17 protein-coding genes and 1 tRNA gene are annotated in these 18,293 nt (G+C 68.3%); 7 read left to right on the top strand and 11 right to left on the bottom strand.

Going from position 1 to position 18,293, the window contains the following annotated elements; translation table 11 throughout:
* Window positions 1-86 precede the first annotated feature (86 nt).
* Complete coding sequence (locus K8O92_11920; GenBank protein ID UAK34484.1) at window positions 87-731, top strand: LysE family translocator; 645 nt, start codon at window positions 87-89, stop codon at window positions 729-731.
* A 33-nt stretch (window positions 732-764) separates the two neighbouring features.
* Here the strand turns inward: K8O92_11920 and K8O92_11915 are convergent, their stop codons facing one another.
* The 3 genes from K8O92_11915 to K8O92_11905 form a co-directional block, all read right to left on the bottom strand.
* Window positions 765-1,334 carry a dihydrofolate reductase family protein gene (locus K8O92_11915; GenBank protein UAK34483.1) on the bottom strand — a complete coding sequence of 190 codons (570 nt, stop codon included), beginning with the start codon at window positions 1,332-1,334 and terminating at the stop codon, window positions 765-767.
* 51 nt (window positions 1,335-1,385) lie between these two features.
* Window positions 1,386-2,552, bottom strand: a complete 1,167-nt coding sequence (locus K8O92_11910; protein UAK34482.1) for a pyridoxal phosphate-dependent aminotransferase — start codon at window positions 2,550-2,552, stop codon at window positions 1,386-1,388.
* Between the two features lie 66 nt (window positions 2,553-2,618).
* Window positions 2,619-3,527: a sigma-70 family RNA polymerase sigma factor gene (locus K8O92_11905; protein ID UAK34481.1), complete on the bottom strand. Its 909-nt coding sequence runs from the start codon at window positions 3,525-3,527 to the stop codon at window positions 2,619-2,621.
* 101 nt (window positions 3,528-3,628) lie between these two features.
* On the opposite strand from K8O92_11905, the gene K8O92_11900 reads away from it, so the two are divergent.
* Together K8O92_11900 and K8O92_11895 are read left to right on the top strand one after the other, a co-directional pair.
* Window positions 3,629-4,252, top strand: coding sequence for a GNAT family N-acetyltransferase (locus K8O92_11900; protein UAK34480.1), 624 nt, complete (start codon window positions 3,629-3,631; stop codon window positions 4,250-4,252).
* 9 nt (window positions 4,253-4,261) lie between these two features.
* Entirely contained in the window at window positions 4,262-4,801 is a 540-nt protein-coding gene (locus K8O92_11895) for a class I SAM-dependent methyltransferase (protein UAK34479.1), read from the top strand.
* Window positions 4,802-5,054: 253 nt separating this feature from the next.
* On the opposite strand, the gene K8O92_11890 is transcribed toward K8O92_11895, so the two are convergent.
* The 3 genes from K8O92_11890 to K8O92_11880 form a co-directional block, all read right to left on the bottom strand.
* Window positions 5,055-6,146, bottom strand: coding sequence for a 3-deoxy-7-phosphoheptulonate synthase (locus K8O92_11890; protein UAK34478.1), 1,092 nt, complete (start codon window positions 6,144-6,146; stop codon window positions 5,055-5,057).
* A gap of 215 nt (window positions 6,147-6,361) precedes the next feature.
* A complete protein-coding gene (locus K8O92_11885; GenBank protein ID UAK34477.1) occupies window positions 6,362-6,832 on the bottom strand; it encodes a carboxymuconolactone decarboxylase family protein in 471 nt (156 codons plus the stop codon).
* A gap of 106 nt (window positions 6,833-6,938) precedes the next feature.
* Window positions 6,939-7,817 (bottom strand): SDR family NAD(P)-dependent oxidoreductase, encoded by an 879-nt coding sequence (locus K8O92_11880; protein ID UAK34476.1) that lies wholly within the window; start codon window positions 7,815-7,817, stop codon window positions 6,939-6,941.
* 121 nt (window positions 7,818-7,938) lie between these two features.
* On the opposite strand from K8O92_11880, the gene K8O92_11875 reads away from it, so the two are divergent.
* On the top strand, window positions 7,939-9,555 hold the full coding sequence (locus tag K8O92_11875; protein ID UAK34475.1) for an AMP-binding protein: 1,617 nt from the start codon (window positions 7,939-7,941) through the stop codon (window positions 9,553-9,555).
* 12 nt (window positions 9,556-9,567) lie between these two features.
* On the opposite strand, the gene nbtS is transcribed toward K8O92_11875, so the two are convergent.
* Window positions 9,568-10,878 carry a nocobactin biosynthesis salicylate synthase NbtS gene (nbtS, locus tag K8O92_11870; protein UAK34474.1) on the bottom strand — a complete coding sequence of 437 codons (1,311 nt, stop codon included), beginning with the start codon at window positions 10,876-10,878 and terminating at the stop codon, window positions 9,568-9,570.
* 352 nt (window positions 10,879-11,230) lie between these two features.
* Here nbtS and K8O92_11865 point away from each other — a divergent pair, with 352 nt between their 5' ends.
* The 3 genes from K8O92_11865 (at window position 11,231) to K8O92_11855 (ending at window position 15,709) form a co-directional block, all read left to right on the top strand.
* Entirely contained in the window at window positions 11,231-13,720 is a 2,490-nt protein-coding gene (locus K8O92_11865) for a glycerol-3-phosphate 1-O-acyltransferase (GenBank protein UAK34473.1), read from the top strand.
* Window positions 13,721-13,760: 40 nt separating this feature from the next.
* Complete coding sequence (locus K8O92_11860; GenBank protein UAK34472.1) at window positions 13,761-15,176, top strand: HAD-IB family hydrolase; 1,416 nt, start codon at window positions 13,761-13,763, stop codon at window positions 15,174-15,176.
* Between the two features lie 104 nt (window positions 15,177-15,280).
* On the top strand, window positions 15,281-15,709 hold the full coding sequence (locus tag K8O92_11855; protein ID UAK34471.1) for a DUF6069 family protein: 429 nt from the start codon (window positions 15,281-15,283) through the stop codon (window positions 15,707-15,709).
* Between the two features lie 54 nt (window positions 15,710-15,763).
* Here K8O92_11855 and K8O92_11850 read toward each other — a convergent pair whose 3' ends face one another.
* The 4 genes from K8O92_11850 to K8O92_11835 form a co-directional block, all read right to left on the bottom strand.
* Window positions 15,764-16,465, bottom strand: a complete 702-nt coding sequence (locus tag K8O92_11850) for a polyprenol monophosphomannose synthase (protein UAK35639.1) — start codon at window positions 16,463-16,465, stop codon at window positions 15,764-15,766.
* Between the two features lie 218 nt (window positions 16,466-16,683).
* Window positions 16,684-16,866 carry a hypothetical protein gene (locus tag K8O92_11845; GenBank protein ID UAK34470.1) on the bottom strand — a complete coding sequence of 61 codons (183 nt, stop codon included), beginning with the start codon at window positions 16,864-16,866 and terminating at the stop codon, window positions 16,684-16,686.
* A gap of 86 nt (window positions 16,867-16,952) precedes the next feature.
* Window positions 16,953-17,630: a GAP family protein gene (locus K8O92_11840; GenBank protein ID UAK34469.1), complete on the bottom strand. Its 678-nt coding sequence runs from the start codon at window positions 17,628-17,630 to the stop codon at window positions 16,953-16,955.
* 575 nt (window positions 17,631-18,205) lie between these two features.
* Window positions 18,206-18,279 (bottom strand) — tRNA-Phe (locus tag K8O92_11835).
* Window positions 18,280-18,293 lie beyond the last annotated feature (14 nt).

Here is an 18,293-nt window from a genome sequence, read left to right as displayed (position 1 = left end):
GGGTGCGAAGCTTTCTCCGGTACGACGACCAGCAACCGTCGACTGGACCGCGACAGGGGCCGGTGGGGCGGGTGAGGATCGGGGGCATGATCGAGATGGCGGCGGTGGCGGGAGTCGCGGTGGCGGCGTTGGGGATGGTGCTCACGCCGGGGCCGAACATGATGTATCTGGTGTCGCGGACGGTGTCGCAGGGGCGGCGGGCCGGGTTGGTGTCGTTGGCCGGGGTGGCGGCGGGGTTCGGGGTGTATCTGGCGGCGGCGACAGCGGGGATCACCGCGGTGTTCGCGGTGGTCCCGGGGCTGTATCTGGCGGTGAAGCTGGCGGGGGCCGCCTATCTGGGGTGGCTGGCCTGGCAAGCGGTGCGGCCTGGGGGCGTCTCGGTGTTCACTCCTTCGGCGCTGTCCGCGGACCCCGCGCGACGGCTGTTCACGATGGGGCTGGTCACCAATCTGCTGAATCCGAAGATCGCGATCATGTACATGGCGCTGATCCCGCAGTTCGTCACGCCGGGGCACGGCACAGTGTGGTTGCAGAGTCTGTGCTTGGGTGTGGTGCAGATCGCGGTGGCGCTCACCGTGAACGGTTTGATCGTCCTCGCTGCGGGCGGTCTGGCGACGTTCCTCACCGACCGACCGCTCTGGCTGCGCACCCAGCGATACGTCACCGGCACGATGCTCGGCGCGATCGCCGCCCTCCTCGCCACCGACCGCACCCGCCCCGCACCGGCCTGAGCCGACGCGAGGGCGGTGCGGCAAGCGCTCGGCTCAGCGCGGTTCGGACGGTTCGGATGGTTCGGTCAGGCGGTAGTGCAGTTCGGCGAATTGACCGGCCTGCTCCACGCCGACGAGTCGCAACCGGTCGGACAGAATGCGCCGCGGCAGCAACGGCGCACCCGCGCCCAGCGTCACCGGAGCCACGCTGACCACGACGTCGTCGAGCAGTCCCGCGTCGGCGAACTGCCCGACCAGGTCACCGCCACCCATGATCCAGATGTTGCGCTCACCGGCCGCCTCGGCCATCTCCCGGTGTACCGACTCGACCGTTCCGGAGACGAACCGCAGGTTCGCACCGGGTATCGCCGGAAGAACCCGATGGGTGAACACCCAGCACGGGAGGTCGCCGTAGTACTCGCGCCAAGTCTCCGGTGGTTCGTTGGTCCTTATCCACTCGTAGGTGGTCGCGCCCATGCACATAGCGCCGACCTGCGCGAGGAAGCCCGCGATGCTCGTCTGTGCCTCGTCCGCGCCGTCCACCTCGAACAGCCAGGTCAGCGAGTTCTCCGAGTCGGCCAGATATCCGTCGAGACTGGTTGCCGTGTAGTACTGGGTTGCCATGCCGAGCACCTTGCCAGCGAAACCTGACAATCCACGGCAAGGTTTCCGTGATCAGTCCCGGCGCAGTCGGCGCACTCCCTCGTCCAGGGTCTCGTCACGCTTGCAGAATGTGAACCGCACCAGGTGGTTCCACGCGGCGGTGTCGTCGGCGAACACGCTGACCGACACCGCGGCCACACCGAGACGCTTCGGCAGTTCGCGGCAGAACCCCAGACCGTCGGCGGCGCCGAGCGGGGTGATATCGGCGACGACGAAGTAGCCGCCCGCACTCGGATACACCCGCAGCCCGGTGTCGGCCAGCGCCGCCGAGAGACGAAGGCGTTTGTCCGACAACGCGTCCCGCAACTGCGCGACCCAGCCCAGCTCGTGATTGATCGCGTGCGCGACCGCAGGCTGGAACGGTCCACCCGCGACGAACGTCAAGAACTGCTTGGCCGCCAGCACGCCGTCGATCAGGCCGGCGGGCCCGCACGCCCACCCCGTCTTCCATCCGGTGACGCTGAAAGTCTTCGCGGCGCTGGACACCACGATCGTCCGCTCGGCCATTCCGGGCAAGGTCGCCAGGCTGACATGCTCCGCGCCGTCGTACACCAGGTGCTCGTAGACCTCGTCGGTGAGCACCAGGATGTCGTGTTCGCAGGCGATTTCGGCGATCGCCCGCAGATCCGAGCGGTCCAGCACCGTGCCGGTCGGATTGTGCGGCGAGTTGACGATGAGCATCCGGGTCTGCGGGGTGATCGCGGCGCGCACGCTGTCCAGGTCGAGGACGAACCGATCCCCCTCGGCCACCAGCCGGGCAGTGCGCCGCCGGGCGCCGGCCAGAGCCACGGCCGCGGCGTACGAGTCGTAGTACGGCTCGATCAGCACGACCTCCTGGCCGGGCTCCACCAGACCGAGCACCGCGGCGCTGATCGCCTCGGTCGCGCCCACCGTCACCAGCACCTGCGATTCCGGGTCGTAGTCGGTCCCGTAGCGCCGGGCCCGGTCGGCGGCGACCGCCTGCCGCAACACCGGCATCCCGCGCCCCGGCGGGTACTGGTTGAGACCGTCGGCGATCGCGCGGCGCGCCACTTCGAGCATGCTCACGGGACCGTCGGTGTCGGGAAACCCCTGCCCCAGGTTGACCGCGTCGTACCGGACCGCGAGTTCGGTCATCTCGGCGAAGATCGTGGAGGCGAAGGGGCGCAGACGGGCAACGGTCTGGTGTCGCGGGAGCATAACCGGAGACTAGCCCAGCCTGGGAAATCGGCAGCCTCGCGATAGCGGACAGCTATGTATCCGGCCTCAGTCCAGCCGGACGCCGCCCAGCTTGGCCGGGTTCGCCAGATCGTAGGTACCCCAGACCAGACCGTCACGCACGGTGAAGCCGACGACCCGCGCGGGATAACCGGCCCGGCCCTCCGCTGCCGGACGCGCCGCGACCTGTAGACCCAACTGTCCGTTGACCGACACGAATTCGTAGACCGGCGCCTTCTCCAGCCCGTACTTGCGCACCAGGCCCAGGTAGAAGCGGGCGATGCGATCCGCACCGTGCAGAACGTTGATCGCGGTGGCGGTGGTGCCGTTGGCATCGCCGATCATGACCGCGTCCGGATGCAGCGCCGCGGCGACGGCGGTCACGTCACCGGAGCTCAGCGCGGTCAGAAAACGCTGCACGGCCACCTCGTGCTCGGCATCGGGCACCGGCCGCGGCGTCTGCGTCACCGCCTTGCGGGCACGCACCGCCAGCTGCCGCGCGGCGTCGGCCGAGATCCCGAGGATGTCGGCGATCTCGTCGAACGGCACCGACAACCCGTCGTGCAGCACGAAGGCCACGCGCTGCGGCGGCGTCAGGGTGTCCAGCACGATCAGCGCCGCGAACCGGAACTCCTGCTTGCGCACCACGGCTTCCAGCGGGTCGGGCGCGCTCGACGGCGTGCGCGCGGTGACCACGGGTTCCGGCAGCCACTGGCCCACGTACCTTTCCCGCCGCGCCGCCGCACTACGCAGCCGGTCCAGACAGATGCGGCTCACCACGGTGGTCAGCCAAGCCCGCAGGTCGTCGATCTCGGACTGGTGCGCACCGGCCAAACGCAACCAGCTCTCCTGGACCGCGTCCTCGGCATCGCCGACGCTGCCCGTCAGCCGATAGGCGACCGAGAGCAGATGCGCCCGATGAGACTCGAACAGGTCGGAAAGCAGCGCGGCAACCATCGAGGAGAAGTCTACGGTTCGCTTCCCGAACCGCCCCCTGCGGCATCGGCGGCCGGGGAAACCGGATGATTCGCCGGACCTTTCCGTGGCAGCATGACCCGATGGATCACCATGTGCTGTCGAACGGAACGATCTGGCTGTCGGCCCCGACGACGGACGATATCGACACCATCACCGAGTGCTGCCAGGATCCGGCCATCGCGGAGTGGGTGACCATCCCCGTGCCGTACGTCCGCGACAGCGCCGTGACCTTCGTCCAGGAGATGGTCGTCCCGGGTTGGGCGGCGCGCAGCCCGACGTGGGCGGTGCGACTGAGCGCCGACGGACCGGTCGTCGGCATGATCGGTCTCGGCGAAATCGACCAGAGCGCGGCCGAGATCGGTTTCTGGCTCGCTCCGGCGCAGCGGTCGCGCGGCCTGATGACCCAGGCGATCGAGCTGGTGTGCGAGTTCGGATTCCGCGCCGACGGCCTGGCCCTGGAGCGGATCGCCTGGCGCGCGTTCGTGGGCAACTACGCGTCGGCCGCGGTCGCGCGGCGCGCCGGATTCCGGTACGAGGGCATGTCCAGGCTGGGCAGCATCCAGCGCGGACGGCGCCGCGACCATTGGCTCGCCGCCCGGCTGCGCACCGACCCACCCGGCCCGGCGAACGACTGGCCCGCCGAGATCGTCGGTGACCGGCCGCCGATCACCCAGGCGTCCGTCAGCTCGGATGCCACGTCGTAGGCGGCGCGGATGACAGCCGATTCGCGATTCGCCTGGATCGTACGGACCATGGCCGTACGGCAGGCCGACCGCGTTCTGGAGATCGGTCCCGGTTCCAGCGATTCGATCGCCTACCTCGCCGAGCAGGCGGTCGACGGGACGATCGTCGGGGTGGAGCGCTCCGCCACGGCGATCCGTCGCGCCCGCGTCCGGTATGCCGCGCAACTGGAGTCGGGCCGTGTCCGGCTGGTGCACGCCGATCTCACGGATTTGGACGAGGGCTTGCTACTGCGCGAGACCGGGCTCGGCTCAGGTGATTTCGACAGCGTCCTGGCGGTGAACGTCAACCAGTTCTGGACCAAACGTCCCACCGCGGAGCTGACCCTGATCCGGCGGCTGCTGGCGCCCGGCGGCGCGCTGTACCTGTTCTACGGCTACGGCGCACCCGACACCGCGAATCCGACCGGCCCGCGACCGCCGCTCGCCCGGCTCACCGAACACTTGACCGGAGCAGGCTTCAGCGTCCGGACCATCTCGTCCGGCGATCTGTCCGGCCTGATCTGCACTTGATCCAACCCGCGCGCTGCCGGACATCCTGTTGCTGGTCCGCGCGAGCCGACCGCCCCGCCGACAGTGCGGAGAGACCGCTTCGATTCGGTTGGCATGGCTCACCGGCGTCTTCGCGCCGAACGTTCTCGAGCAGTGGTGGCTGGTGTCCGGGCAGACGAGGAATTCCGCTTCGTCTGCCCGGCCACGAGCCCGACCGTGCACAGCCCGCGGAGGGCGGGCCCTCGGAAAGGTGCGCCTGGCCCACCGGACGGATTCAGCGCTCGCGCCGCTGCCCCACCGCGTCGGCCAAGCGGTCCAGCTGGGCGGCAGTGGTTTCCCAGTCCAGGCAAGCGTCCGTGATGGACTGCCCGTAGGTGAGCTCGTCGGCGTGGCCCAGGGTGAGGTCCTGGCGACCCGCCACCAAGAAGCTCTCCAGCATGACGCCGACGACGCCGGACTCACCCGCCGCCGATCGCCTGGCGATTTCGGCGACCACGTCGACCTGCTTGTTGTGGTCCTTGTTGCTGTTGCCGTGGCTGGCGTCCACGACGACGCGCCGAGGCAGCAAAGCCTTCTCCAGCCGCAGGCACGTCTCGGCGACCGAGGCCGCGTCGTAGTTCGTGCCGTTGCTGCCGCCGCGCAGGATCACATGGCAGTCGGGGTTGCCCGTGGTGCGGATGAGCGCGGAGCGGCCGTCGAGATCCGTGCCGGGGAACACATGACTGGCCGCCGCGGCGCGCACACCGTCCACCGCCACCTGGACGTCGCCGTCGGTGCCGTTCTTGATCCCGACAGGCATCGACAGCGCGCTGCTGAGCTGGCGGTGCACCTGGCTGGCCGCGGTGCGCGCGCCGATCGCGCCGTAGGACACCAGGTCTGCGATGTACTGCGGAGTGATCGGGTCGAGGAACTCACAGGCCACCGGAAGACCGAGGGCGGTGATGTCCACCAGCAGCTTGCGGCCGAATCCCAAACCGGTGTTGACGTCGAACGAGCCGTCCAGATGTGGGTCGTTGATCAGGCCCTTCCAGCCCAGGCTGGTGCGCGGCTTCTCGAAGTAGACCCGCATCACCACATGCAGCCGGTCGTCGAGTTCGGCGGCCTTCGCCGCGAGACGGCGCGCGTAGTCCAGCGCGGCGGCGGGGTCGTGCACCGAGCACGGGCCGACGATCACCATCAGGCGATCGTCAGACCCGTTCAGCACGTCGACGGTGGCTTTGCGGCCCGCACGGACGGTGTCGGCGAGGGCATCGGTGATCGGGTGCACGCGACGCACCTCCGCCGGCGAACGTAGCGGACTGATGTTCAGGGTGCGTTGATCGTCCAGATCGGAATGCCGCGCGTCGACGTCGGCTGCGGTTGTCATGTCGTGGGTTCCTTTTCTCGGGACCGACCCACGGACGAGAATTCCGCCGAGCCGGTCCAACGTCCGGCTCGGGGTGGAAGTTCGTCAGCGCATGTGGTTGCCGCAGACCAGCCCACCCAGGGCCGGCTTGCTAAACCAGAAATACACGCGCTGCACGTCAGGCACAGTACCAGCCCGCAACCGATCGGTGAACGAGCAGTGCCGCGTGCCACATCTCAGCCCCACTGGCCGGGCACGTAATCTCCGGCCGGAGTCCGGGCGATGACGTTCATCCGGTTCCAAGCGTTGATCATCGCGATGGCGGCGATGAGGGCGGCGATCTGGTCGTCGTCGTAGTGCTTGCGCACGTCCGCCCATACCGCGTCGCTGACCGCGCGTCCGTCGCCGATCCGGGTGGCCTCTTCGGTGAGCGCGAGTGCGGCGCGCTCGGCCTCGGTGAACACGGTGGCCTCGTGCCAGGCGGCGATCAGGTTGAGCCGCACGGAAGTCTCTCCCGCGTGCGCGGCGTCCTTGGTGTGCATGTCGGTGCAGTAGCCGCAACCGTTGATCTGGCTGGCGCGAATCTTGACCAACTCATAGGTGGCGGCGGGCAGGGTCGAGTCGTTGATCACCTTGGAGGCCATGGTGAGCCGCTTGACGACGCTGCCGCCGACCGGGTTGGTGAAGAGTTCGAAGCGCTGTTCCATGATGTCCGTCCCTTGTCGTTGCTTTGGGTTCGTCAAGAGGACGACGCGGTGCGCCGGAGTGTGACAACGGCGGGTGCGATGTAGATCACAGCGCCTGAAGCGGCGGCTATTTCGTGAAGTCGTAGGTGACGCCGGTCAGCTTCTCCGACAGCTCCCAGAGTGCGGCGGCGACCTTCTCGTCCTTGGACGCCTTCGACGAGCCGGACGGCCCGGGGAAACCGCGCGTGCCGCCGAGCCCGGTCGGCCCGTAGTAACCGCCGGGCCGGACGTCGGTGGTCGCGGCGTACAGCGTCGGCAGCGCGCCCATCGCAGCGCCCTGCGCGAACAGCCGGTTGCCGAGCCACATCAGCCGATCCTGGATCGACTCGGTGTGCGACTGCAATTCGGTGGCCGCGTAGCCGGGGTGCGCGGCGACCGAGAGCTTCGAGGAGCCCGCAGCGGTCAACCTGCGCTGCAGCTCGCGCGCGAACATCAGGTTGGCCAGCTTGGCCTGCCCGTAGGCAGCCCACCGCTGGTACTTGCGCCGCTCCCAGTTGAGATCGTCGAGATCGATCCGGCCCATCTGGTGCGCGGCGCTGGAGACGGTGACGAACCGTTCGGAAATCTTGTCCAGCAGCAGGCCGGTGAGCGCGAAGTGACCGAGATGATTTGTGCCGATCTGCTTTTCGAATCCGTCGGCGGTGCGGCCCTCGGGCAGAGCCATCACGCCCGCGTTGTTGATCAGCACGTCGGCCCCGTCGACACTCTCGGCGAACGCCCGGACCGACGCGAGATCGGCCAGATCCAGTTCGCGCACGACAGCCCGGTCTCCGAGATCGGCGGCCACGCGCTCCCCCTTGGCCACGTTCCGGCAAGCGAGCACCACCTCGCCCCCCGCCGCGGCCAGCGCGCGCACCGTCTCGGCCCCCAAGCCACTGTTGGCGCCGGTCACGATGAACTTCTTGCCGCTCTGGTCGGGAATGTTCGAGGTATCCCACCTGGTCATAGCGAAAAGTCTAGTGCGCGGTAGCCGCGAGCGGCAGATCCGGACACGCGCGAGACGGCGTGAAGTAGGGTTGCCTAACCTATATAAGGCACATCTTGGCTTGATTCTTGTGAGGCAGACCGTGACTACCACACCGACCGAGTCCGCGCATCGCGACGGCTACGTCCCCTTTCCGGCGCACACAGCCGCGGAGTATCGAGCCGCGGGGTACTGGGCGGGACGCCCGCTCGGGGACATGCTGCGCGCCACCGCACACCGGTATCCACAGCGTCCCGCGCTGCTCGATGCGGAGGGCGCGCGCAGCTACGCCGACATCGACGCCGCCGCGGACCGGATGGCCCACGGCTTGCTCTCGCTCGGCATCGCTCCCGGCGATCGCGTGGTGGTCCAGCTCCCGAATGTGCCCGAGTTCCTGACCGTGCTGTTCGGCCTGCTGCGCGCCGGGATCATCCCCGTGCTGAGTCTGCCCGCGCATCGACGGGCCGAAATCGAGCACCTCGCCCGGCTTTCCGACGCGGTCGGGTACATCGTCGCCGACCGGGTGGGCGACTTCGACTACCGCGAACTGGCCACGACCGTGCGGGCGGCGGTGCCCTCGCTGCGCCACGTCCTGGTGCTCGGGGACCCCGGCCCGTTCACCGCCCTGACCTCGATCCCGTGCGACGGCGGCGAGCTACCCGAGAGCGATCCGGGCGACATCGCCCTCATGCTGGTCTCCGGCGGCACCACCGGCCTGCCGAAGCTGATCGCGCGCACTCACGACGACTACGTCTACAACGCCATCGCCAGCGCCGAGGTGTGCGAACTGACCGAACAGGACGTATATCTCGCGACGCTGCCCGCCGCACACAACTTCCCACTGGCCTGCCCCGGGATCCTCGGCACCATCGGAGTCGGGGCGGCGGTCGCCTTCGTCGGCGACCCCAGCCCCGAGAGCGCGTTCGCCGCGATCGAGCGGCACCGTGTCACGGTCACCGCGGTGGTGCCGCCGCTGGCCCAGCTCTGGTGCGCCGCCACCGAATGGGAGACGGCCGACCTGAGCTCGTTGCGTCTGCTGCAAGTGGGCGGCGCGCGACTGGCCGAGGTCAACGCGAAGGAAGTGACCCCGGCGCTGGGCGCGACCCTGCAACAGGTGTTCGGCATGGCCGAGGGCCTGCTCAACTACACCCGGCTCGACGATCCGGCCGAACTGCTGCACACCACCCAAGGCCGTCCGCTCTCACCCGCCGACGAGGTCCGCGTGGTGGACGGTGACGGCAACGATGTGCCGCCCGGCGCGGAGGGCGAACTGCTGACCAGGGGGCCGTACACGATTCGCGGCTACTACCGCGCACCCGAGCACAACGCCCGCGCGTTCACCCCCGACGGTTTCTACCGCAGCGGCGACCTGGTCCGCCGCCTGCCCAGCGGGCATCTCGTGGTGTCCGGCCGAATCAAGGATGTGATCAACCGCGGCGGCGAGAACATCTCCTGTGACGAGCTCGAGGAACATCTGCTCGCCCATCCCGCCGTCCGGCATGCCGCCGCCGTCGGGCTGCCCGACCCGGCATTGGGCGAAAAGGTCTGCGCCGTACTGGTCGTCGACGGCGAGATGCCGACGCTGGCACAGATCAAGACCTTCCTCGCCGACCGCGGCCTTGCCACCTACAAGCTGCCGGACGTCCTGCGCCGCAGTGACAAGCTGCCGGTCACCGCGGTCGGCAAGATCGACAAGAAAGCATTGCGCGCCGAGCAGTAGTGGCGCCGAAGGCTATGCCTTCACCATGTAGGGCGCGATGCTGCCCAGTTTTTCGCAGGTCTCCTCGAACTCGCGCTCGGGTCGCGACTGCCCGACGATGCCCGCGCCCGCGCGCAGCCACGCACCTTCGGTGTTCTGATACACCGCGCGCAACACGAGGGTCGCCTCCAGCGCGCCGGTCGGTGAAACGGTCACCACCGCACCGGAATACAAACCGCGAGGGTCGTGATCGAGCCGGAACACCGAGTCGACTCCCGCACGCTTCGGGATTCCCGAAGCGGTCACCGACGGGAACAGCACCTCCAACGCGTCCCAGCTGGACCGGCCCGCGGCCAGCCTGCCGCGCACCGTGGAGGCCAGATGCTGCACACTGCCGCGCTCGCGCACGGCCATGAAGTCCGAGACCGCGGGTGTGCCGGGATCGGCGACGGCCGCGATCTCCGCGAACGAGGTCTGGACCGAAATCGCGTGCTCGACGATCTCTTTCGGATCGGTGACCAGGTCGGCTCTGGCGGCGAGGTCGGCGGTGGCGCCGCGACCGAAGGCTCGGGTACCCGCCAGCGGCTCGGTGGTCACCACCCGCTGCTCGTCCACGGAGGCGACCAGTTCGGGGCTGAAGCCGGCCGCCTCCAAATCGCCGAGCCGCAGCAGGAACGACCGCGCCGGCGTGTTGTGGGCGCGCCCGAGCCGATAGGTGGCCGGAACGTCGACCGCGAACGGCAGATCGACCTTCCTGGACAGGATGACCTTTTGGTACCGCCCGGCCTGGATCTCGCCGACCGCCTCGGCAACCCGGTCCCGGTACCCGGTGGGATCGATGCGGATATCGGCCGGATGCGCCCGCGGCAGTTCGGTGTCCTGCGACTGCGCGATCAGGTCGTGGATGTCTCCGGTCTCCGCCGGCGTCGCGCCCGATATCCGGACGCCGAATTCACCGACCCGGACCTCGATACGGGGGATCATCAGATGCGCCACCGTGGTGCGCGAGTCCAAGTGCTCGGTGGCGTCGAGGGTCCACGCGCAGAACTCGAATCCGATCCATCCGTATGCGTTTCGGCCCTCGAGGGGCAGCGCGGCGAGCGCACGGTCGAGCACCCCCGCCGGATTGCCTTGCCAGGCACTGGTCGTCGTCCGGCCTTCCCAGGTGACGCGCAGTTCCCGCACATCCAGTTCGACACTGCCGATCGGATCGGCGGCGAACACCCATTCCTCCGGACGCTCGTACATCACGTACTCGCCGAACCGATCCGCCCCCGCCAGCCGGGACATCGCTGCCGCCGGATCGGTCACATACTCAACCCGCAGGCGTTCCGTGGTCGACAACGATCCTCCAAAGGTTACCCTGGCCTAACTTATGGAGGTAAGGTTAGCATTACCTGCTTCGTCGCGCGGGTGTGCTCGCGAACACACCGCGAACCAGGAGCGATCAATTCGAGCGGACGGTCGGCGCGTAATCGAACGACGCGCAACGCGATCTGTGCTGCTACGCGGCCCGCGCGCCATCGCGGACCCGTTCCCCGCGACCGATCGCGCTTCGCCGCGGGAACGCTCGACCGGCCGCGCACGCACGACATCCCTGCCGCCTGGTCCGAACTCACCGTGCCGACTGCCTGCGCGGAGTAGACCCGCCGGGATTGAATAGTGGAGAGCGTCACCTGCGGAGGGAAGAACATCGATGATCGATCACCGCGGCGATTCACCCGCGACAGCCCGGCCCGGGACCGCACCGCAATCGGTGGTGGCCCTGATCGACGCCGCCTCGGGGGTGGAGCGCGAACTCGTCGGCAAGTGGCTTGCCGATGGCGGGATCGGCGCGGAGTTCGGCACCGACGCGCCGGTCACCCAATTGGACCTGGACCCGGGCGCCGTCGCCACCCGGCTGGTCGGCAGGCGCGACGATCCGCTCGTGGTGCCGATCCGCGTGCTGTGGCTGCCGCCGGAGCGCGACGGCGTCCGCCGGGTCACCTTCGCCGATCTCGTCCTGCTCACCAACCCGCGCAAGCCCAACCGGCTGGCGCAGCGCAGGCTGCTGTCGAAGTCACCGGACCGGTACGTCGTGCTGACCGGCGCGCCCGCCCGGCTCAGCGAACTGCGCGTGAACCACCCGGAGGCTTCGGCGCTGTTCGAGAAGGGCAACGCCGAGCCGTTCGCCCGCGCCGTCGTGCGCGCGGCGGTGGTGGCGCTCGAACGCGCCGAACGCACCGTCATCGGTGACCGGTACAAGGTGCCCAGGCTGGTCGCGGAGGAAATCCTCGACTCCCCCGACTTCTCGCGCAGGCTGGAGCTGATCGCCGATCAGATCGGGGCGAGCCCGCACGAGGTGTACCGCCGCGCGGAGAAGGCGCTCAACGAACTGGTCGCCGCCCAGAGCAGGCTGGTCTCCGACCTGTTCACCCAAGCCATGCGGCCGGTGCACGCCTCGACCTGGAAGGTGGACCCCGACGAGTCCGGCCTGACCGGGTTGCGCGACCTCAACCGCCGCTATCCGCTGGTGTTCCTGCCCTCGCACCGCTCCTACGTCGACGCGTTCGTACTGGGAGACGTGCTGGCCCGCAACGACTTCCCGCCGAACCACGTGATCGGCGGCGCGAACCTCGGCTTCTGGCCGATGGGCCCGATCGCCCGACGCACCGGAACGGTGTTCATCCGGCGCAGTTTCGGCGACGACGAGGTCTACAAGGCCGTCGTCGAAGAGTACTTCGCCTACCTGCTGGCCAAGCGCTTCAACCTGGAGTGGTACTTCGAAGGCGGCCGCACCCGCACCGGAAAGCTGCGCCCACCACGCTACGGCTTGCTGAACTACCTCGCCGCGGCGGTGCGTTCGAACCGTATCGATGACGTCATGCTGGTTCCGGTCTCCATCACCTACGAGCGGCTCAACGAGCTCGGAGCCATCGCCACCGAGCAGGTCGGCGGCAAGAAGAAGCCCGAGGGGCTGACCTGGCTGGCGCGCTACATCCGGAGTCAGCAGCATTCCGCCGGGCACGTGTACGTCCGCTTCGGCGAGCCGCTGTCGGCGCGCGACCGGCTCGCCGCGCACGGCGATCCGATGACCTCCCCCCCGCTGACCATCCCGCTGCATCACATGGAGCCGATCCCGCCGCCACGCACCGAAGCCGGAGTCGTCGACAGCGACCCGCCGGAAGTCGCCGAATTGGAGCGGAAGGCCGTGCAGCGGCTGGCGTTCGAAGTCGCGGTCGGGATCAACGCGGTTACTCCGATCACGGTCAACGCGTTGGTCACCCTGGCGCTGCTGGGTGTGGACGGACGCGCACTCACCCTCGGTGAGGTGCGCACGGTGCTCGCCCCGGTGCTCGGCTACATCGACAAGCGCGAGCTGCCGCGCGGTGAACTCGACGCGCTACGCGACGAGCAGGGCCTGGCCGTGGTGCTGGAACAGCTTTCGCTGACGAAGGTGGTCACGGTATATCGCGGCGGGATCGAGCCGGTGTACTCCATCGAGTCCGGCGCGCATCTGGAGGCCGCTTTCTACCGCAACAGCGCTGTGCACTGGTTCGTCAACCGAGCCATCCTCGAGCTGTCCATCCTCGCCGCGGTCGACGCCGGCGACACCGACGCCTTACAGAGCGGTTGGGACGAGGCGTTCCGGCTGCGCGACCTGCTGAAGTTCGAGTTCTTCTTCCCCGAGCGCGGTGAGTTCGCCGACCAGATGGTCGCGGAGATGCTGCTGGTGGATCCGGAATGGTACAGCCACTCCCGCCGCGACACCCTCGGCTCGGACATCCTGGCGAAGCTCACCGCTTCCGGCTTCACGATGGCCCACCGCGTGCTGCGCTCGTTCGTCGACGCGCAGTTGGTGGTGGCCGAACGGCTGGCCGACCGGGATGTGGGCGAGCAGATCGACCGCAAGGAGTTGATCACCGAGTGCGTGGCCGTCGGCAAGCAGATGATGCTGCAGCAACGGTTACACAGCCCGGAATCGGTCTCCACCGAGTTGTTCACCAGCGCGCTGAAGCTGGCCGACAACTACGGCCTGCTGGAAACCGTGCCCGACGACGAACCCGCCACCCCCGGTGCCGAATCGACCCGGCTTCGCACGGAATTGGCACGGCGCAGAATCGAGTTCGCCGAGCGCCTGCGCGCCATCGGCGCCCGCATCGCGCAGGCCGCCGCCCTGGACCCGTCCAACCTGGAGGCGCGGTGAACGATCGACGCGGAAATAGCGCGGCCCTGGAGGAGGCTCGATGACCGACGCGCGCGCTGACCTCGACGCCGCGATCACCGCCATCCGCTCCGGGCCGCAGGGCCGCGCGGTCGCCGCGTTCTTCGATTTCGGCGGCACGGTCGTCGACGGCCCCGGCCCCCGGCACGGGCTGCGCCGCCGCAAACCCGCCGACGTGCTGCTCGGCGGCATCCGAAACCACATGACCGACGGCGAATACAGCCAGTTCTTGCGCGAGCTCTCCGAGACGCTGGCCGGACGCTTCGAGCAGGAACTGGACGACCTGGGCAGGCGCCTGTTCAAGCGCACTCTCTACGGGCACCTGTATCCCGAAGCGTGGCAGCTGATCAGGACCCACCAAGCGGCCGGGCACACCGTCGTGCTGGTCAGTTCGCTGACCGGCTTCCAGGTGACGCCCGCCGCGGCGCAGCTGGGCATCGAACACGTTCTGTACACGCCCATGGCGACCCGCGACGGCGTGCTCACCGGCTATCCCGATGGGAAGACGCTGTGGCGCAACGGCAAGGCCGACGCGGTCGCCGAGTTCGCCGCCGCGCACGAGGTGGATCTCGAAGACAGCTACGCCTACGCGGGCGCGATCGCCGACCAGCCCACGCTGTCGCTGGTAGGTCATCCGGTGACGGTGAATCCCGACGACGCGCTGGCCGAGATGGCCGACCGGGAGCACTGGGCCAGGGTGACGTTCCGGCCGCGCCGCCCGCCGCGCGCGAGCGACTACGCACGCACCGCCGCGGGCTTCGCCGGACTGCTCGGCGGAGCGCTGTACGGAGTCGCGTCGAAAGCGCCGACGAAGGACCGGCAGCTGATGGCCGACGCGCTGATGGCGCACGCGGCGCGCAATACGCTGCGCATCGCGGGAGTGCATCTACGGGTCACCGGCGCGCGAAACGCGCGATCGCCTCGCCCGGCGGTCTTCTTGTTCAACCATCAGAGTCAGTTCGACATCATCATCGTGCCCGCCGTACTGGGCGGCGGCGTGACCGCCATCGGCAAGAAAGAGCTGACCAAGAATCCCGTCTTCGGGCCGCTCATGCGCTTCGTCGGCGCGACGTTCATCGATCGCAGGAATACCGAGCTGGCCAAGGCGGCGTTGCGACCGGTGGTGGATACCTTACGCGGCGGCTTGTCGGTCGCGGTGTCCCCGGAGGGAACTCGCTCTTACACCCCCGAGGTCGGCCCGTTCAAGAAAGGCGCGTTTCACATCGCGATGCAGGCCGGAGTGCCGGTGATCCCGGTCGTCATCCGGAACGCGGGCGAGGTCTGCTGGCGCAACGCGATGGTCGCCCGCCCCGGAACGGTGGACGTGGCGATCCTGGACCCGATCGACGTCAGCGCGTGGGATCCCGGCGATATGGCCCACAACGTGGCGCAGGTGCGCCAGTTGTTCATCGACACGCTCTTGGATTGGCCCCGCTGATCGGCCGGTTTGCGCCCGCGCCCGACAGCGGTATTGACCTCAATTATTATTGAGGTTTCATCATGGTCTCCACCGGAGTGAATACTTCAGACGAGGAGACCATCATGTCGACCACCACAGCACCCGCCCTCCGCATTCCCGCCGTCAACCGGCCGGTCGCGATCCTCGGTAGCGTCGCCGTCACGGTGGCGGTCAACCTGATCGTATGGATGCTCGGCTTGGCAGCCGGCGGCTCGTTCGAGACGACCGATGCCGGTGAGACTTCCGAGGTCACGGCGAGCGTGGTAGTCGTCTCCTCCGCCGTGCCACTGATGATCGGCATGATCGCGGCCGCGTTGCTGTCCTACCTGTGGGTGGGCGTGCTGCGGGTGGCTCAGGTGGTCGGCGCGGCGCTGGCGGTGGCGACCATCGGCCTGACCCTCGCGGCGGATTTCGACCTCGTCAGCACCCTCGCCCTGTCGGCCATGCACGTGGTGCTGGCTCCGGCGCTCGTCGTCGGCCTCGAGGCGATGCGCAACCGGCTCGGCCGCTGACCGGATACAACAGCGGGTCCCGCTTCCCCGCGGAAGCGGACCTGTTGGCGTGGCTCAGACCGCGCGGCCGAACAGCAGCTTCCACGGCATCAGCGCCGACTCGAGCTGCACCTTGAGGCTCATTTTGGACGCGCCGAGCGTCCGCTCCTCGAACCGGATCGGAACCTCGGCGATCACGAACCCCTTCTTGATGGTGCGGTAGTTCATCTCGACCTGGAAGGAGTAGCCGTTGCTGCGGATCGAGGCCACCTCGATGGCGCGCAGCGTGTCGGCCTTCCATGCCTTGAAGCCCGCGGTGGCGTCCTTGACGCCCAAACGCAGGATCAGGTTCACGTAGAAGTTTGCCCAGGCCGACAGCGCCTTGCGGTACCACTTCCATTCGGCGGCCGTCGAGCCGCCCGGGACGTAGCGGGAACCGAGCACCACGCCCGCCTCGGTAGTCGACAGCTTCTCCAGCATGGCCGGGATGACTTCGGCCGGGTGCGACAGGTCGGCGTCCATCTGGATCACCACGTCGGCGCCCTCATCCAGCGCCCGGGTGATACCCGCGACGTACGCCCGGCCGAGGCCGTCCTTCTCGGTCCGGTGCAGCACACCCACCACGTTCGGCAGTTCGGCGGCGAGCTTGTCGGCCACCTCGCCGGTGCCGTCCGGCGAGCTGTCGTCGACCACGAGTACGTGCAAGTCGGGCACCGGCAGCGCGGTCAGCCGCTCCACCGCAACCGGCAAGTTCTCCCGCTCGTTGTAGGTCGGCACAACAACGGTAACCCTCAAGGGTCGCCCTCCCTGCTGATCCTGGTTTCCGCTCGCAGCCCACGCCAGGACCTCCGAGCAATCGTCGAGTTCTGGAGAACCGTACTCGATACTCCTGATCGCGAGCTGAGCGGCCGCGCCCCGCGCGACGGCGTCCGAGCCCGCGACCTGCGGCTCAAGATCAACTTCACCGTCCGGGGGAAGGCTGCTCCCGTGCCGCCTCAGTCTCCGTCGCGCCAGGCCCGATCGCGGGCGTCTTCTCGCTCGTTGCGCGCATGCGCGATCTCGAGCGCTCGTTCCGCCGTCGCCTTGTCCGGATACGGCCCCATCCGGTCGCGGAACCAGCACTGCCGCCCTTGCTCGGCCCGATTGTGCTTCAAGCAGTAATACCAGCGCTCAGCCATGCCTTCAGCATCCCACCGAACACCACACCTCAACCGCATTTCCGTGGACCCATCGCGCTTCTGGCGACGCCATTCACCGCCGAGATCTACCAAAGGCTCCGGTAATGGACGAACGCGTCCCACAGGAGAACCACACCGAAGATCGCGAAGAGTATCCGCACCGAACTCGGCCCGTAAGCGGTGATAACGCGAACTACGTTCCGATACATCCGCCGCGCTCCGGTCGTGCGCCGCATCGCGAGGCCGAGTATCACCAACGGCGGCAGCAGTGCGAGCGCGCAATAAGCGACGATGATCAGCGGCCACAACGTAGGTAGCGGATTTCGGGCGGAGATCATCGCGAGCCCAGCGAGATAAGGGACCGCGGTCGGCGCCTGTGCGATTCCGATCACCACGCCGATTCCGGCGAGCATCCACGGCCGACGTCGCAAGGTAGTCGCCGGTTGCGGGGGCACGGTTCCGGTCATCCGAATGCCGGCGAGAACGAGCAACACCACGCCGGCGGCGAGCTCACCCCAATACCGCACCGCCGGAGTTATCCGGAAGTCGATCAGATCGGTCAGAAAGCCGATACCCAGTACGGTGCAGACGCCGAAGGCGGTGGTGACGGCGAAGACGCCCGCCAGCAAGCTCAGACCGCCCACCAGCGGCGAGCGACGGCTCAGCCTGCTGTCGTAGACCACAGCCGCGGTGACGCCGATCAGCAGCAGATCGAGCGAGTCCAGGAAGGCGAACCCCGCGAGCGCAAGGAGAAGGGTCGACATGTCCGCGCCAGCCTACCCGCGACACGCAGATCGACCGCGGCTCCTGTTGTGAACCTCTCTGCACCGCTGTGGGATTCACCACATCGGACCGACAGCCACGCCCAGGCAATCGCGCATCAACCATCACTCGGTCGGCGAGACCCGGTCGACAGCGTCGCCCACGGACACCCTCGGCAGGGATCAATCAGGGGCCGCCCGCCGGTCGACCTCGATCAACCGAGGAGCGTTGGACCTGACTCCACCGAGGAACGGTCGACATGCACCAACCAAGGGAGATCCCTCGAGAGAAGTCGACCAGGGAGACCTATCGACAGAAATCAACCAAGGTAGGCCCGTCGGCACAGGCCATCCAAGGGACACCGATCGACATGGACCACCAAGGAAACTCGGTGAACGTAGCGGCCCAGGGTGCGATCCCGGGAACCACCCGGACGACACCCACCAGACGCAACCACAAGTCCGGGGGTCCGGGGGCGAAGCCCGCCAGGCTGGGCGTGGGGGTTGCACCCCCACAGAACATGACGAAACGAGAACGGCCCACGCTCTCCGTGAGCATGGGCCGCCTACGAGTGGAGTGGCCAGGGCCGGGATCGAACCGGCGACCTTCCGCTTTTCAGGCGGACGCTCGTACCAACTGAGCTACCTGGCCGCAGGCACCCGAAG

Source organism: Nocardia asteroides, from assembly GCA_019930625.1.
GTDB classification, from domain to species: Bacteria; Actinomycetota; Actinomycetes; order Mycobacteriales; family Mycobacteriaceae; genus Nocardia; species Nocardia sputi.
The sequence above is the reverse complement of the archived record's forward strand: the minus strand, read 5'-3'. Positions and strand labels throughout refer to the sequence as shown.

Coding starts and splice junctions, on each gene's coding strand:
- K8O92_11915 (UAK34483.1), bottom strand. CDS start 1,334: ATGGCAACCCAGTACTACACGGCAACCAGTCTCGACGGATATCTGGCC.
- K8O92_11920 (UAK34484.1), top strand. CDS start 87: ATGATCGAGATGGCGGCGGTGGCGGGAGTCGCGGTGGCGGCGTTGGGG.
- K8O92_11880 (UAK34476.1), bottom strand. CDS start 7,817: ATGACCAGGTGGGATACCTCGAACATTCCCGACCAGAGCGGCAAGAAG.
- K8O92_11890 (UAK34478.1), bottom strand. CDS start 6,146: ATGACAACCGCAGCCGACGTCGACGCGCGGCATTCCGATCTGGACGAT.
- K8O92_11885 (UAK34477.1), bottom strand. CDS start 6,832: ATGGAACAGCGCTTCGAACTCTTCACCAACCCGGTCGGCGGCAGCGTC.
- K8O92_11865 (UAK34473.1), top strand. CDS start 11,231: ATGATCGATCACCGCGGCGATTCACCCGCGACAGCCCGGCCCGGGACC.
- K8O92_11845 (UAK34470.1), bottom strand. CDS start 16,866: ATGGCTGAGCGCTGGTATTACTGCTTGAAGCACAATCGGGCCGAGCAA.
- K8O92_11905 (UAK34481.1), bottom strand. CDS start 3,527: ATGGTTGCCGCGCTGCTTTCCGACCTGTTCGAGTCTCATCGGGCGCAT.
- K8O92_11895 (UAK34479.1), top strand. CDS start 4,262: ATGACAGCCGATTCGCGATTCGCCTGGATCGTACGGACCATGGCCGTA.
- K8O92_11900 (UAK34480.1), top strand. CDS start 3,629: ATGGATCACCATGTGCTGTCGAACGGAACGATCTGGCTGTCGGCCCCG.
- K8O92_11910 (UAK34482.1), bottom strand. CDS start 2,552: ATGCTCCCGCGACACCAGACCGTTGCCCGTCTGCGCCCCTTCGCCTCC.
- K8O92_11860 (UAK34472.1), top strand. CDS start 13,761: ATGACCGACGCGCGCGCTGACCTCGACGCCGCGATCACCGCCATCCGC.
- K8O92_11840 (UAK34469.1), bottom strand. CDS start 17,630: ATGTCGACCCTTCTCCTTGCGCTCGCGGGGTTCGCCTTCCTGGACTCG.
- K8O92_11855 (UAK34471.1), top strand. CDS start 15,281: ATGTCGACCACCACAGCACCCGCCCTCCGCATTCCCGCCGTCAACCGG.